The sequence below is a fragment of the Photorhabdus sp. RW14-46 genome (assembly GCF_963887965.1).
GTDB classification, from domain to species: domain Bacteria; phylum Pseudomonadota; class Gammaproteobacteria; order Enterobacterales; family Enterobacteriaceae; genus Photorhabdus; species Photorhabdus laumondii.
On the sequence record NZ_CAWPHH010000030.1, the window covers coordinates 22,199 to 37,901 of the forward strand.

General features: G+C 42.6%; 12 protein-coding genes, 4 tRNA genes and 1 pseudogene. 15 read left to right on the forward strand and 2 right to left on the reverse strand.

Going from position 1 to position 15,703, the window contains the following annotated elements:
• Positions 1–81: 81 nt before the first annotated feature.
• The 14 genes and pseudogenes from aas to luxS form a co-directional block, all read left to right on the forward strand.
• Positions 82–1,935, forward strand: a pseudogene (gene aas, locus AACQ38_RS18940) (bifunctional acyl-ACP--phospholipid O-acyltransferase/long-chain-fatty-acid--ACP ligase); the annotation flags it as partial.
• 120 nt (positions 1,936–2,055) lie between these two features.
• Complete coding sequence (gene lplT / locus AACQ38_RS18945) at positions 2,056–3,210, forward strand: lysophospholipid transporter LplT (RefSeq protein WP_109791958.1); 1,155 nt, start codon at positions 2,056–2,058, stop codon at positions 3,208–3,210.
• Positions 3,211–3,235: 25 nt separating this feature from the next.
• The gene (gene pncC / locus AACQ38_RS18950) at positions 3,236–3,778 is read left to right on the forward strand and encodes a nicotinamide-nucleotide amidase (protein WP_165578817.1); all 543 of its coding nucleotides are present in this window, start codon (positions 3,236–3,238) and stop codon (positions 3,776–3,778) included.
• Positions 3,779–3,900: 122 nt separating this feature from the next.
• Positions 3,901–4,968 carry a recombinase RecA gene (recA, locus tag AACQ38_RS18955; protein ID WP_011145574.1) on the forward strand — a complete coding sequence of 356 codons (1,068 nt, stop codon included), beginning with the start codon at positions 3,901–3,903 and terminating at the stop codon, positions 4,966–4,968.
• Positions 4,969–5,127: 159 nt separating this feature from the next.
• Positions 5,128–5,286, forward strand: coding sequence for a hypothetical protein (locus AACQ38_RS18960; protein ID WP_207631923.1), 159 nt, complete (start codon positions 5,128–5,130; stop codon positions 5,284–5,286).
• A 71-nt stretch (positions 5,287–5,357) separates the two neighbouring features.
• Positions 5,358–7,988 (forward strand): alanine--tRNA ligase, encoded by a 2,631-nt coding sequence (gene alaS / locus AACQ38_RS18965; protein ID WP_165578819.1) that lies wholly within the window; start codon positions 5,358–5,360, stop codon positions 7,986–7,988.
• A gap of 246 nt (positions 7,989–8,234) precedes the next feature.
• The gene (gene csrA / locus AACQ38_RS18970) at positions 8,235–8,420 is read left to right on the forward strand and encodes a carbon storage regulator CsrA (RefSeq protein ID WP_002209449.1); all 186 of its coding nucleotides are present in this window, start codon (positions 8,235–8,237) and stop codon (positions 8,418–8,420) included.
• A 390-nt stretch (positions 8,421–8,810) separates the two neighbouring features.
• Positions 8,811–8,903, forward strand: a tRNA-Ser gene (locus tag AACQ38_RS18975).
• Positions 8,904–8,913: 10 nt separating this feature from the next.
• Positions 8,914–8,990: transfer RNA gene (locus tag AACQ38_RS18980), tRNA-Arg, on the forward strand.
• Positions 8,991–9,077: 87 nt separating this feature from the next.
• Positions 9,078–9,154 (forward strand) — tRNA-Arg (locus AACQ38_RS18985).
• 86 nt (positions 9,155–9,240) lie between these two features.
• Positions 9,241–9,317: transfer RNA gene (locus AACQ38_RS18990), tRNA-Arg, on the forward strand.
• A gap of 82 nt (positions 9,318–9,399) precedes the next feature.
• Positions 9,400–9,522, forward strand: a complete 123-nt coding sequence (locus AACQ38_RS18995) for a hypothetical protein (protein ID WP_278249261.1) — start codon at positions 9,400–9,402, stop codon at positions 9,520–9,522.
• 110 nt (positions 9,523–9,632) lie between these two features.
• Complete coding sequence (gene gshA, locus AACQ38_RS19000; protein ID WP_165578820.1) at positions 9,633–11,192, forward strand: glutamate--cysteine ligase; 1,560 nt, start codon at positions 9,633–9,635, stop codon at positions 11,190–11,192.
• Between the two features lie 152 nt (positions 11,193–11,344).
• Positions 11,345–11,860, forward strand: a complete 516-nt coding sequence (luxS, locus tag AACQ38_RS19005; protein ID WP_011145577.1) for an S-ribosylhomocysteine lyase — start codon at positions 11,345–11,347, stop codon at positions 11,858–11,860.
• A 105-nt stretch (positions 11,861–11,965) separates the two neighbouring features.
• Here the strand turns inward: luxS and AACQ38_RS19010 are convergent, their stop codons facing one another.
• Positions 11,966–13,258, reverse strand: coding sequence for an HlyC/CorC family transporter (locus AACQ38_RS19010; protein ID WP_165578821.1), 1,293 nt, complete (start codon positions 13,256–13,258; stop codon positions 11,966–11,968).
• Positions 13,259–13,297: 39 nt separating this feature from the next.
• Positions 13,298–14,089: a cytochrome C assembly family protein gene (locus AACQ38_RS19015; RefSeq protein WP_011145579.1), complete on the reverse strand. Its 792-nt coding sequence runs from the start codon at positions 14,087–14,089 to the stop codon at positions 13,298–13,300.
• Positions 14,090–14,273: 184 nt separating this feature from the next.
• On the opposite strand from AACQ38_RS19015, the gene ffh reads away from it, so the two are divergent.
• Positions 14,274–15,635 carry a signal recognition particle protein gene (gene ffh / locus AACQ38_RS19020; RefSeq protein WP_011145580.1) on the forward strand — a complete coding sequence of 454 codons (1,362 nt, stop codon included), beginning with the start codon at positions 14,274–14,276 and terminating at the stop codon, positions 15,633–15,635.
• Positions 15,636–15,703 lie beyond the last annotated feature (68 nt).

Genomic DNA, 15,703 nt, shown 5'->3' on the forward strand with positions numbered 1-15,703 from the left:
TATAGAGAAATAAGAATATTACAGTGTCGAATAATAAATAGTATCTTCTATTTATTTTTTCAAATGGGTTGAGATACGAATATGTTGTTTAAATTTCTAAGGCTTGTTTTTCGTTTGATGTTTCGTTTAACAGTAGAAGGAGATATTAAACAATTTAACCACCCAAAATGCCTTATCACGCCTAATCATGTCTCTTTTCTTGATGGTGTTTTGCTAACACTTTTTTTGCCGGTTAAGCCAGTATTTGCTGTCTATTCCAACATTGCAAATCGTGGTTTTATGAAACTGGTAAGTCGCTATGTTGAAATAGTTCCCTTAGACCCAATAAATCCAATGGCTGTCAGGATACTGGTTAAGGAAATAGAAAAAGGGCGGCCAATAGTTGTTTTTCCTGAGGGAAGAATTACTGTGACTGGTTCTTTGATGAAAATCTATGATGGGGCAGCTTTTATTGCGGCGATATCCGAAGCCGTTGTGGTTCCTGTTCGTTTTGAAGGGTTAGAAAGAACCCTATTCAGCCGATTAAAGGGTATTTTCAAACTTCACCTTTTTCCGAAGGTGACAATGAAAATCCTGCCTGCGACACAATTGCTGATGCCGAATGCGTCTAGTTCGGAGCAACGACGTCGTTTAGCCGGTGAGCGTTTGCATGAAATAATGATGAATGCTCGAATGGCGACCCGACCGCAAGAAACAATATTTGAATCTTTACTGGTTGCACGAAAACAATTTGGTCGTTTTAAGCCCTGTATTGAAGATGTTTCTTTTAAAGAAGACAGTTATAACAGTCTGCTTAAAAAAGTACTGGCGGCCAGTCGTATTTTGCAGCGTTTTACCTGCCAGGGGGAACGGATTGGTTTTCTTTTACCTAATGCCACTATTATGGTAGCTGCGATATTCGGGGCATCTTTGAGAGGAAGAATACCGGCTTTACTAAACTATACAACCGACAGTCATGGATTGAAGAATGCGCTAGCGGTTGCCAGTATTAAAACTATCGTGACTTCCCGGCAATTTCTGAAAAAGGAGCGATTAACACATTTATCCGAGCAGGTTACCGAGGTTAACTGGGTTTATCTTGAGGATTTGGAAAGTACAGTGACTTTGCTGGATAAATTATGGATCTTGTGGCACCTCTTTTTTCCGAAGCAAGCGATGGTGGCACAAAAACCCGATGATGATGCTTTGGTGCTATTTACGTCCGGTTCAGATGCTGTATCAAAAGGTGTCGTTCACAGTCACGCTAGTTTGTTAGCCAATGTGGAACAGATAAAAACCATTACTGATTTCAATCCACTTGACCGTTTTATGTCTTCTCTACCGCTATTTCATGCATTTGGGTTGACTGTTGGCTTATTCACTCCATTGTTGTCTGGTAGCCGAATATTCCTCTACCCAAATCCATTGCATTATCGGGTAGTACCAGAACTGGTATATGAATGTAACTGTACCGTATTATTGGGTACATCCAGTTTCCTGGAGAATTATGCCTATTCTGCTCATCCGTATGATTTTGCACGTCTTCGTTGTGTTATAGCCGGTATTGAAAAGCTCGCTGAAAATACTAAACAGATTTGGCAAGACAAATTCGGTATTCGCATTTTAGAAGGATATGGCATGACAGAATGTGCGCCTGTCATTGCATTGAATGTGCCGATGATGGCTAAGGTCGGTACGGTTGGGCGGATTTTGCCGGCAATGGAATTCCGTTTGATTCCAATAGCAGGAATTAAGCAGGGGGGACGTTTGCAGCTACGTGGCCCGAATATGATGAAAGGATATCTGAGAATGGAAGATCCAAATCATTTGGAACCACCAGCGGTAAAAGATGAACATGGGAATATTCAGTTTGATTGGCTCGATACTGGTGACATTGTTTCAATTGATGAACAGGGATTCTGTACTATTCTCGGTCGGGGGAAACGTTTTGCTAAACAGGGAGAACTTGACGGTGGTAAAGCCGATTTTGTTACTTTGTGTAAAATAGCGGAAGCTGAATAGGAACAATATATTGTGAATGCATCCTCCGTTGTTCAACCGCTATTGACCCGTGGCATGAAAGCCGTATTGGTGTCGCAGTTTTTTTCGGCTTTTGCCGATAATGCACTGTTGTTTGCGATCTTGGCACAGTTGAAAGCCCAGTTTTATCCTGACTGGAGCCAGCCAATATTACAGATAGTGTTTGTCTTGGCATATATCCTATTGGCACCTTTTGTAGGGCAAATTGCCGATCGTTTCCCGAAAGATCGTGTGATGTTGTTTGCTAATAGCTTCAAGTTGTTGGGCGCGTTTACTATTTGCCTGGGATATGATCCATTTCTGGGTTATGCCTTGGTGGGCGTGGGAGCAGCATCATATTCACCGGCTAAATATGGCATTTTGGTTGAACTGACCGATGGTGATCGTTTAGTAAAGGCGAATGGTTTGATGGAGGCTTCAACAATAATTGCCATTCTTACGGGCTCTGTCGTTGGTGGTTTTTTGTCTGATTGGAACTTGGCAATCGCACTGCTGGTTTGTGCGCTGATGTACGGTATTGCTGTTGTCGCTAATTTCTTTATCCCCCGATTATCGGCGGTGCGTCGGGATAAGGGCTGGAATCTGAAAAAGATGCTGACAGACTTTGCTTCAGCTTGTTGCATTCTTTGGCATAACAAAGGCGCTCGATTTTCTTTAATTGGTACGAGTTTGTTCTGGGGAGCGGGTATAACACTGAGATTCCTATTGGTCTTATGGGTACCTGTTGTTCTGGGAATTTCTGACAATAGCACGCCGACAATACTTAATGTGATGGTTGCTGTCGGCATTATTATCGGTGCGGGTGCTGCTGCCCGTTTTATCACCCTTAAAACAGTTCACCGTTGTATGCCTGCCGGTGTTTTAATCGGCGTGATGGTGGTCATTTTCGCTGTCCAGCACAGTATTTGGGCTTCCTACGTCTTATTAATCATTCTCGGTATTTTTGGCGGTTTGTTTATTGTCCCGCTGAATGCATTATTGCAGGAAAGCGGCAGGCAAACGATTGGGGTCGGTTATGCAATCGCAGTACAGAATTTGGGTGAGAATATCGCCATGTTATTGATGCTTGGCCTCTACTCATTGGTTATTAAAATAGGCGTCCCGGTTGTTACAACAGGGATAGGCTTTGGTACTCTGTTGGCGTTGACAATCACGAGTTTGTGGATTTGGAACCGGTTTCAAAGAAATTGATCTTTTATCGGATAAAGAGAGTGTTATGAGTGAAAAAATTCTGACTCAGCTTAGTATTGAGCTAGGAGAGAAACTGAGACAGCAAACACTGTCGGTGACCTGTGCCGAATCTTGCACCGGTGGCTGGTTGGCGAAAACAATTTCAGATATTGCCGGTAGCTCTGCTTATTTTGACCGAAGCTTTGTGACATACAGTAATAAAGCTAAGCATCAGATGCTCGGTGTGTCAGAGGCCGTTTTACAGCAATATGGGGCTGTCAGTGAACAGGTTGTGAGAGAAATGGCGACAGGAGCACTGAAAGCCGCACAGGCAGATCTAGCGGTTTCGGTTAGTGGCATTGCCGGGCCTGATGGTGGCAGCGAAGAAAAACCTGTTGGCACAGTGTGGTTTGGGTTTGCCTATCTAACGGTAAATGGGGTAGAAGTTGTGCCCCGCCGTTGTTGTTTTAACGGTGATCGAAATGAAGTACGCCTTCAAGCTGTCATTTATTCTCTGAAAACACTGTTATCAGAGATTATATACCTTATTGGATTTCAAGATGCTTCAAAGAGGCAACTTGAAAGATAACGGGTATAAAAAATTAACTTGATGCTGTATGATTATACAGTATAATTGTAGGCAACATTTCAGTATTAAAAATTATTCATCGGCAGTGAGAGAGCCCTTTCATTGCTTACGAGGGAGTAAAAATGGCTATTGATGAAAATAAACAAAAAGCACTAGCAGCGGCACTCGGCCAAATTGAAAAACAGTTTGGTAAAGGTTCCATCATGCGTTTGGGCGAAGACCGTTCAATGGACGTTGAAACTATCTCCACGGGTTCATTATCACTGGATATTGCATTAGGTGCTGGTGGTCTGCCGATGGGGCGTATTGTTGAAATCTATGGCCCGGAATCTTCGGGTAAGACAACGCTGACATTACAGGTTATTGCTGCGGCACAACGTGAAGGTAAAACCTGTGCGTTTATTGATGCTGAACACGCTCTTGATCCCATCTATGCTAAGAAGTTGGGTGTTGATATTGATAACTTGTTGTGTTCTCAACCCGATACGGGGGAACAGGCTCTTGAGATCTGTGATGCGTTGACTCGCTCCGGCGCTGTTGATGTCATTATCGTAGACTCCGTTGCCGCTTTAACGCCAAAAGCCGAAATAGAAGGAGAAATTGGTGATTCTCATATGGGGCTGGCCGCTCGAATGATGAGTCAGGCAATGCGTAAACTGGCCGGTAACTTGAAAAGTTCTAATACGTTGTTGATCTTTATCAACCAGATTCGTATGAAAATTGGTGTCATGTTTGGTAACCCTGAAACTACCACCGGTGGTAACGCGCTGAAATTCTATGCTTCTGTTCGTCTAGATATTCGCCGCATTGGTTCTGTGAAAAATGGTGAAGAGGTCGTTGGTAGCGAGACCCGTGTTAAGGTGGTAAAAAACAAAGTGGCAGCGCCATTTAAGCAAGCAGAATTCCAGATTATGTATGGTGAAGGCATTAACACTTATGGTGAATTAATCGATTTAGGTGTGAAGCATAAACTGGTGGAAAAAGCAGGCGCATGGTACAGCTATAATGGCGATAAAATTGGTCAAGGCAAAGCGAATGCTACCATCTATCTGAAAGAGCATCCTGAAGTTGCTACTGAGCTGGATAAAAAATTACGTGAAATGCTGTTGCACAATGCCGGCGAATTCAATAGTGCTGCTTCTGATTATGAAGACAATGAAAACGAAGAGATGAATAACGAAGAATTCTAATCTAATAATATCGGTAATCTCTATTCTTGTATTCAAAGCTGTAAAAGTTTTGTCATCAAACTAATACCGCGTTAATAATGACGCGGTTTCCTCTCTCAGAAAGCGAGTATTATCCATATTATGCGATCATGCTTTCAGAAAATATCCAGACGATTTACAATGCTGCCAGCGAATGGATGTATTTGGGATTTTATACCCTATGGATTTCAAGATGCTTCGCGACGGCAAGGCCAACAAAGAGGCAACTTGAAAGATGACGGGTATACTTCTAATAGAAGAGCTTTTATCTTATCCCCACTTTGTTTATTCGTGAGTTGAAAATAGGTGATGGAATATCCCACCTAACCAATTCATAAATCTGTTTTTTCCAGCTTGATTTTGGGACAATTATGAGCAAAAGCACTGCTGAGATCCGTCAAGCGTTTCTCGACTTTTTTCATACTAAAGGGCATCAAGTCGTACCAAGTAGTTCTTTGGTGCCAAATAATGACCCAACACTGCTGTTTACCAACGCAGGGATGAACCAGTTTAAGGATGTCTTTCTTGGACAGGACAAAAGATCTTACTCCCGAGCAACAACTGCTCAGCGCTGTGTTCGTGCTGGTGGTAAACATAATGATTTAGAAAATGTAGGTTACACCGCACGTCATCATACTTTCTTTGAGATGCTAGGTAATTTTAGTTTTGGTGACTATTTCAAACATGATGCTATTAGTTATGCTTGGGAACTTCTGACTGGCAAAGATTGGTTTAATTTGCCTAAAGAAAAATTATGGGTGACTGTCTATCAGACAGATGATGAAGCCTATGATATTTGGAAGAACGACGTCGGAATACCAGCAGAAAGAATTATCCGCATTGGTGATAACAAAGGTGCACCTTATGCATCGGATAACTTCTGGCAAATGGGTGATACCGGTCCTTGTGGCCCTTGCACTGAAATTTTTTATGATCATGGTGAGCATATCTGGGGTGGGCCGCCAGGAAGCCCGGAGGAAGATGGTGACAGATATATTGAAATCTGGAATATCGTCTTTATGCAGTTCAATCGTCATGCCGATGGCACGATGGAGCCGTTGCCAAAACCATCCGTAGATACGGGGATGGGGCTGGAGCGTATCACTGCTGTATTGCAGCACGTCAATTCTAATTATGAGATTGATCTGTTCCGTGATTTGATTACAGTTGTTGCTAATGTCACTGGTGCTACAGATGATCTGAGTAATAAATCTCTGCGGGTTATTGCTGATCACATTCGTTCATGTGCATTTTTGATTTGTGATGGTGTTGTTCCTTCTAATGAAAACCGTGGTTATGTTCTGCGTCGTATTATCCGCCGAGCTATCCGTCACGGTAACATGTTGGGGGCTAAAGATACCTTCTTCTATAAACTGGTTGCGCCATTGCTAGAAGTGATGGGCGCGGCGGGAGAAGAGCTTAAACGCCAGCAAGCAGTTGTTGAGCAGATCTTGAAAACAGAAGAAGAGCAGTTTGCTCGTACGCTGGAACGTGGTCTTCAATTATTAGACGATGAACTCGCAAAACTGTCCGGTGATATTCTGGATGGCGAAACGGCTTTCCGTTTGTATGATACCTATGGTTTCCCTGTGGATTTAACCGCTGATGTTTGCCGTGAGCGTAATATTAGCGTTGATGAAGCGGGATTTGCAGTGGCAATGGAAAATCAGCGTCGTCGAGCCCGTGAATCAAGTGGTTTCGGTACCGATTATAATGAATTGATCAAAGTTGATGAACGCAGCGATTTCTCTGGTTACGATCATAACGAACAGCAGGCAACAGTGACTGCTATCTTCCGTGATGGTGAATCAGTCAATCAAATTCAGGCGGGCGAAGAAGCGATTGTTATACTGGATAAGACCGCTTTTTATGCTGAATCCGGTGGACAAGTTGGTGACTCGGGTATTCTGAGTAATACCAATTGTGCTTTTTGTGTTATTGATACACAAAAATATGGTCAGGCTATTGGTCATATTGGTAAGCTTGAGAAAGGTACCTTAAGTGTAAACCATAACATCAATGCGGTTATTGATATTGAACGTCGTGATGCAATTCGTTTGAATCACTCAGCAACCCATCTGTTACATGCTGCGTTACGTCAAATTTTGGGTGAGCACGTATCACAGAAAGGCTCTCTGGTTAACGATAAATACCTTCGCTTTGATTTTTCTCACTTTGAAGCGATGAAACCAGAACAGATCCGTCTGGTTGAGGATTTGGTTAATGCCGAAGTTCGTCAAAATTCACCTGTTGTTACTGAATTGATGGATCTGGAGACAGCAAAAGTCAAAGGTGCGATGGCACTGTTTGGTGAAAAATACGAAGAGCAAGTTCGTGTACTATCAATGGGGGATTTTTCCACTGAATTATGTGGAGGAACTCATGCAAATCGTACTGGTGATATTGGCTTGTTTCGTATTATTGCTGAATCTGGAACGGCTGCGGGTATCCGTAGGATCGAAGCAATTACAGGTAAAAAAGCGGTGGAATCTGTACATCAACAGGTTGATTTACTTCAAGATATTGCTCAATTAGTGAAAAGTGATATCCATAGCTTGAGTGAAAAAGTACGGATGACGCTGGATAGAGCCAAAGCGTTGGAAAAAGAGCTTCAACAGCTTAAAGATCAACAGGCTGCACAAGAGAGCTCTTCTTTAGCAAGTAAAGCGAAAGAAGTGAAGGGTGTGAAGTTGCTGGTCAGTCAGTTAAGCAATACAGAGCCTAAGATATTGAGAACGATGGTTGATGATCTTAAAAATCAACTAGGTTCAGCAATTATTGTGCTTTCCACTATAAGTGATGATAAAGTCAGCTTAATTGTTGGTGTCACAAAGGATCTGACTGCTAAAATAAGAGCAGGTGAGTTAATTTCTTCTGTAGCTCAGCAAATCGGTGGTAAAGGCGGTGGTCGCTCTGATATGGCCCAAGCAGGTGGTTCTGATATTGAAGCGTTGCCTTCTGCTTTGGATAGCGTGGAAGAGTGGGTAGCATCGCGGCTATAAGCGGTATTACCTGAGTTTAGAGGGCACCATAGCGTTGTTTTTATGGTGCCTTGAAATCTTGTTGTGAAATTGTTAAAAGGTTGAGCGCATATTTATTTATTTTGGCTAAACTATATAGGTAGGAAATGCGCTTAAAATTGCTTATACTTTAAGCATATACCATTGTTTTACGTTTTCACGGTGTTTGATGGATAATAGCGGGGAAACCGAAAGACCCGACTCTTTTAAATTTTCAAGGAGCAAAGAATGCTTATTCTGACTCGTCGAGTTGGTGAAACGCTCATGATAGGCGATGAGGTAACAGTTACAGTACTAGGGGTTAAAGGTAACCAAGTTCGTATTGGTGTAAATGCTCCTAAAGAAGTTTCTGTTCACCGTGAAGAAATTTATCAGCGGATTCAGGCCGAAAAATCTCAGCCAACAACTTATTGACTCTAAGTTGGCGTCCTATCTCTGTCAGAACCGGGCGCCATTTTTGAGGGATCTCACCTCTGTTGGTATTTTTTGTCTTGCTAGTTTCTTAACTTCTTGTCTATTTTCCTCTCTTTTTTGTTTTTCTATCGTAAGAACAGAGTATTCCTATCATGTTATTGTGGCGAATAATGATTTGCATGCACTTTCTTTAATTGAAGGTGTAATAGTTTGCTGCTGACAAAGTACACTTTTTGGTGTCAAACTACACATCTTGTGTGTGAAGTGTTCAAACAAACACAGGTTTAGAAAAATTGTTTGACTTATAAGTCTGGGAAAGTAATATGTGCGCCACGCAGTGACGAGGAGCTTAAACAAAAGTTCTGAGTCGCGATTCGAAAGAAAGCGTACGGTGAGATGGCCGAGAGGCTGAAGGCGCTCCCCTGCTAAGGGAGTATGCGGTCAAAAGCTGCATCGAGGGTTCGAATCCCTCTCTCACCGCCATTTAAACCACGCATCCATAGCTCAGCTGGATAGAGTACTCGGCTACGAACCGAGCGGTCGGAGGTTCGAATCCTTCTGGATGCGCCATATTTAACCTTGAGATGAAGTCATCTGAGGTGCCATTTAGGTAATCGAAGCAATTACTGCCTTTTACCAGAGTGAAAAACTGAACACGCATCCATAGCTCAGCTGGATAGAGTACTCGGCTACGAACCGAGCGGTCGGAGGTTCGAATCCTTCTGGATGCGCCAATTTAACCTTGAGATGAAACCATCCGAGGTACCATTCAGGTAATCGAAGCAACTACTGCCTTTTACCAGAGTAAAAAACTGAACATGCATCCATAGCTCAGCTGGATAGAGTACTCGGCTACGAACCGAGCGGTCGGAGGTTCGAATCCTTCTGGATGCGCCATATCAAGCCCTGCTTAAACAGCAGGGCTTTTTCTTTTTTAGTGGTTTGTGTTGCCATAACCAACCCATTCCTCGTTCTCTGTATGACGCTGACATATTTTTGCTGCCATACCCAATGGATTTCAAGATGCATCGCGACGGCAAAGGAGCGAATCTCCAGGAGCATAGATAACTATGTGATCGGGGTGAGTGAGTGCAGCCAATAAAGAGACAACTTGAAAGATGACGGGTATATATCTAATCAGCGACAATTTGGCTTGTTTAAGATAAAGTAACCCCTTATAAAAATTCTTCTAAAACACTACGGGAGGTCGAATTGATCCCGGACGTATCAAGGGCTTTATCATGGCTAGAGGAGCATCCGACAATTTTAAAGGGAATTCGTCGCGGTGTTGAACGTGAAACATTACGTATTACTTCAGATGGTAGTTTAGCCATAACAGAACATCCTAAAACACTTGGTGCAGCGCTTACGCATAAATGGATTACTACTGACTTTGCTGAGTCATTGTTGGAATTCATAACACCAGCTGGTGATGATATAAAATATACGATTTCTTTTCTTAGCGATATTCATCGTCACACGGCGCGTGTGCTGGACAAAGAAAAAATGTGGCCATTAAGTATGCCATGCTTTATTGATGCGGAAGAGAACATTACTCTGGCTCAATATGGTGCATCGAATGTTGGTCGCTATAAGACTTTATACCGCGAAGGATTGAAAAATCGTTATGGCGCGTTGATGCAGACCATATCCGGGGTTCATTATAATTTTTCATTGCCAATTGAGTTTTGGCGTGCTTGGGTTGGTGTTGAAGATGCAGAGAGTGGTAAAGAACAGATCTCTAATGGCTATTTCCGTTTGATCCGTAACTATTATCGCTTTGGATGGGTGATCCCATACTTGTTTGGTGCTTCTCCGGCAATTTGTTCCTCGTTCTTACGTGGAAGAGAGATTTCTTTTCTTTTTGAACGGACAGAAGATGGAACTTGTTATCTGCCTTATGCGACTTCACTAAGAATGAGTAACTTGGGGTACACCAATAAATCACAGAGCGATCTGAATATTACGTTTAATAACTTACATACCTATATTGACGGGCTGAAAAAAGCGATTCACAAGCCATCTGACGAGTTTGCTAAATTGGGCACTAAGCAAGGTGATAAACATATTCAGCTCAATACCAACGTCTTACAAATTGAAAATGAGTTGTATGCGCCAATCCGACCTAAGCGTGTCACTAGAGGGAATGAATCGCCTTCTGACGCTTTGTTGCGTGGGGGAGTGGAATATATCGAAGTTCGTTCATTAGATATTAATCCATTTGCCGCGATTGGTGTCAATGAAACACAAATTCGTTTTCTTGACCTATTCTTAATATGGTGTGTGCTTGCCGAAGCGCCGGAAATGGGCAGTGATGAATTAGATTGTTGCCGTAAGAACTGGAATAGAGTGATCCTTGAAGGGCGTAAACCCGGGCAAATGATTGGTCTTGGTTGTGGAAGTGTGGAAGAGCCGTTAGCAAAAGTTGGCAAAAAGTTATTTAGTGACTTGAAACGGGTTGCTGCAATATTGGATAGTTGTTCTGGCACGCAGTATCAAAAGGTTTGCGAAGAATTAATTGCTACGTTTGATGATTCATCACTGACTTTATCAGCTCGCGTGCTGGAAAAAATGAAGAGTCAGGGCATTGGTGGCTTTGGACTGGAACTAGCAGATGAATACCATCAGCAACTGATCAGTGAAAAATATGAGGTTATTAGCGACGAACAGTTTGCTATAGAACGCAGGGCCTCTGTAGAGCGACAAGACGCGTTGGAACGTGAGGATACGATGAGTTTTGATGAGTATCTGAAACAACAGACAGGATGCTAGAAAAGAAAATGACCACAAGTAAAAGTGGCCAAAGAGGGTTTTCTAGAGAATAGGGATAATAGTGACGCGTGTTTCATTCTTTATGACCGGTGGCAGATGAAAAAGTTTCATTTGCTTGAAGAAAAATCTGAATTTTTTGTGGAGATGAAGAAATGCCTTTACTGGATAGTTTTACTGTTGACCATACTCGAATGAATGCGCCAGCCGTAAGAGTTGCTAAGACTATGAAAACGCCTCATGGCGACACCATCACAGTTTTCGACTTACGTTTCTGCATACCCAATAAACAGGTTATGCCTGAAAAGGGTATTCATACACTTGAACATTTGTTTGCTGGTTTTATGCGCAATCACCTCAATGGTGAGGGCGTTGAAATTATTGATATATCGCCAATGGGATGTCGAACAGGTTTTTATATGAGCTTGATTGGCGAACCGGCAGAAGTACGTGTTGCAGACGCATGGAAAGCGGCTATGGCTGATGTCTTGAAAGTGAAAGATCAGAGCCAGATCCCGGAACTAAATATTTATCAATGCGGTACTTATCACATGCATTCACTGACAGAGGCTCAGGATATTGCACATCATATTCTTGATTCAGACGTCCTCGTTAATAAGAATGATGAGTTAGCATTGCCAGAAGAAAAACTGACCGAATTGAAAGTGTAGTTCCATAGTAGTGATAATATTTTGGGTTCCTGAGATTATTAACAGGAATTTGCCGTTGGAGGTTGGAGGTGCGCGCCTCCAACGGTGTCAATTTTCCGCAGCGATTTAAATGAATTGTGCTTTTTGATCAGAAAATAGGCTGATGGGAGTGACGCGAACTTGTTTAATGACATTATCGTTCACTGAAAGTACTTCAAAATTATATTTGCCGATTTGCACTTGTACATTAAGTGCGGGTATTTCTCCCAACTCTTCAAGCACCATACCATTAACCGTTCGTGGTCCATCAACAGGCAATGCCCAGTTGAAGGCTTTATTTAATTCGCGGATATTGGCTGTCCCGTCAACCAAAATAGTCCCATCGCTTTGTGGTGAAACTTCTTCTGCCAGAGAAGGAGACATTGATGTTGTAAAATCACCGACAATCTCTTCGAGGATATCTTCAACAGTGACCAGACCTTGAATATCACCATATTCATCAACGATGAGCCCGGCCTTCTCCTTATTACGTTGGAAATTCACTAACTGGATATTAAGTGGCGTGCTGACGGGGACATAGTAGATTTTATCTGCTGCTTTGATCAGGTTTCTTTTGGTGAACTCTTTTTTTTCTGTCATCAATCGGTAAGCTTCACGCACACGAAGCATACCAATGGCATCATCAAGTGAATCACGGTAAAGAACGATCCGGCCATGAGGAGAATGAGTTAATTGCCGAATGATGGATTTCCAGTCATCATTAATATCAATGCCAACAATTTCATTACGGGGAACCATAATGTCGCCGATTGTGACTTTTTCCAGATCTAAAATTGAAATCAGCATATCCTGATGTTGCTGTGATAGCTTGGCATTTGATTCATGCACAATAGTGCGAAGTTCATCTTTACTCATTGCGTGACTGGAGCCAGTAGGTTGTTTGATACCAAGGCAACGCATTAATAATAAAGTAATTTTATTTAGCACCCAGACTAACGGCAGCATGATTTTCTGTAACGGGCGGAGCAAAAAACTACTCGGAAAAGCGACTTTTTCAGGATAGAGGGCGGCTATCGTTTTTGGCATAACTTCAGAAAATATCAGCACAATAAAGGTCAGAATACCGGTTGCGATAGCAACTCCGGCATCGCCATAAAGACGCATACCAATAATAGTCGCGAGTGCTGAGGCAAGAATATTAACCAGATTGTTACCGATAAGAATCAGGCTGATGAGCTGCTCAGGATGACGAAGTAATGCTTCAACTCTGCGGGCAGAGTGATTCCCTTGCTTTGCCAGATGACGTAAGCGATAACGATTCATTGTCATCATACCTGTCTCGGAAGCGGAGAAATAAGCTGAGACAATGACCATGATGATTAAAATAATCAGTAATGTGCTTGTTGAGACATGCTCCAAAGCAGAATTCCTTCCAAGTATTGATTGAACATCATACTGCTAGTAAACCATGATTTCCTGTAATAATCGATTACCGAAATAGGCGAGTGTCAGGGTAAATGCGCCGATCAGATTAAACCAGATAACGCGTTTACCGCGCCATCCATCATGGTAGTGGCCCCATAGTAAAACAATGTAAACAAACCATGCGATAATAGACAAAATTGCTTTATGGATGTTTTCGCTACTGAAAATATTATCCATATAGAGGATGCCGGTGCAGAGCGTCAGCGTTAGCAATATTACGCCAAGCTGGGTGATATGAAACATTTTGCGTTCAATGAACATTAAGGGAGGCATATCTGGCGTAAAAGTGAGCTTTTTATTTTTAAGCTGATGATCCAACCACCCAAGCTGTAATGCATATAATGCAGCGATGAGTAAAGTTGCATAACCAAGAAGTGCCAACCCAATATGGATAGATAATTCAAAGCTGGTCTCCAGATGGGTGATAAATTCACCTGGCATAAGACTCGCTAAGACCAAATTTATCATGGAAAAACTGTAAACAATGGGTAGCAGGAACCAGGCACGGCCATGAGAAGCAACAATTGTCATTATGATACAAGTCAGTAAACTGACAATAGAACCTAGGTTTAGAAGAGTGAGGTTTTGCCCGCTGCTGACGTGGAATATCTGGTGTTTAAGTGCAATCGCATGGCAAATTAAAGCGACAATCGCGGAAAGTAGTGCCAGCCTGCGGTATCCTTTCGGTTTCCGCAGCAAGCCGGGAATAATCAGTACCAGGCTGAATAAATAAGCGAATGAAGAAATTATAGAAAATACTGGCATAGCATTAGTCGTTTTAGCGATAGTCTTAGGTTGAATTAAAGCTTAAGTATACCGCCAGCAAGGATAGCCTCCAACCGTTGTTAATCATCGATGTGAATCTCTGTGCAGAGATCCCTTTCCATCGTGTTATAATTTGCGGAATACGCCTTACAGGTAGCCCATTTTTAAAAATTGAGCAGAGACAATGTTTGATAATTTAACCGACAGACTATCGCGCACATTGCGCAATATCAGTGGCCGTGGGCGACTGACCGAAGATAATATTAAAGAGACACTGCGTGAAGTTCGCATGGCTTTACTTGAAGCTGACGTCGCATTGCCTGTAGTGCGTGATTTTATTTCATGTGTTAAAGAGAGCGCGGTAGGCCACGAGGTTAATAAAAGCCTGACTCCCGGGCAAGAGTTTGTCAAAATTGTTCAGAATGAACTCGTTAAGGCGATGGGTGAAGTTAACAGTGAACTGAATCTTTCTACTCAGCCGCCTGCTGTCGTATTAATGGCAGGTCTACAAGGTGCAGGTAAAACGACCAGCGTTGCCAAGCTAGGCAGCTTTCTGAAAGGAAAACAGAAGAAAAAAGTTTTGGTGGTATCTGCTGACGTCTATCGTCCAGCGGCTATCAAACAGCTTGAAACCTTGGCGCAGGCAGTTGGTATTGATTTCTACCCTTCTGATGCTCAGGAAAAACCCGTTGATATCGTGACTCAAGCGGTACAGCACGCCAAATTGAAATTCTATGATGTGCTTTTGGTGGATACGGCGGGTCGTCTGCATGTTGACGAAGCTATGATGGATGAAATCAAGCAGGTTCATAAAGCCATCAATCCAGTAGAAACCCTATTTGTTGTTGATGCAATGACGGGGCAGGATGCGGCTAATACCGCGAAAGCTTTCAATGAAGCATTGCCACTGACGGGTGTCGTGTTAACGAAAGTCGATGGTGATGCCCGTGGCGGTGCTGCGCTATCCATCCGTCATATTACCGGTAAGCCGATTAAATTTCTGGGTGTTGGTGAAAAAACGGATGCACTGGAGCCATTCCATCCGGATCGTATTGCCTCTCGCATCCTTGGAATGGGTGATGTCCTCTCCCTGATTGAAGAGATTGAAAGTAAAGTCGATCGCACTCAGGCCGAAAAATTGGCTTCTAAATTAAAAAAAGGTGACGGCTTCGATTTAAATGATTTTCTAGATCAGCTAAAGCAGATGCGTAACATGGGGGGAATGGCCAGCATGTTAAGCAAAATGCCGGGGATGTCTCAAGTGCCAGATGCAGTGAAATCCCAGATGGATGATAAAATTCTGGTGAAAATGGAAGCGATTATCAATTCCATGACGCGTAAAGAGCGACAAAAACCAGAAATAATCAAAGGTTCTCGTAAACGTCGTATTGCCAGTGGTTCGGGCACTCAGGTTCAGGATGTTAACCGCTTGCTTAAACAATTCGATGAAATGCAGCGCATGATGAAAAAGATGAAAAAAGGCGGTCTGGCAAAAATGATGCGTGGTATGAAAGGCATGATGCCACCCGGATTTATGGGCCGTTAATCGATAAAGTCTCGAAGAATATCCACTTTGGATTGCTTTTTGCGCCAAAGTGAGTAAACTTTTCGGGC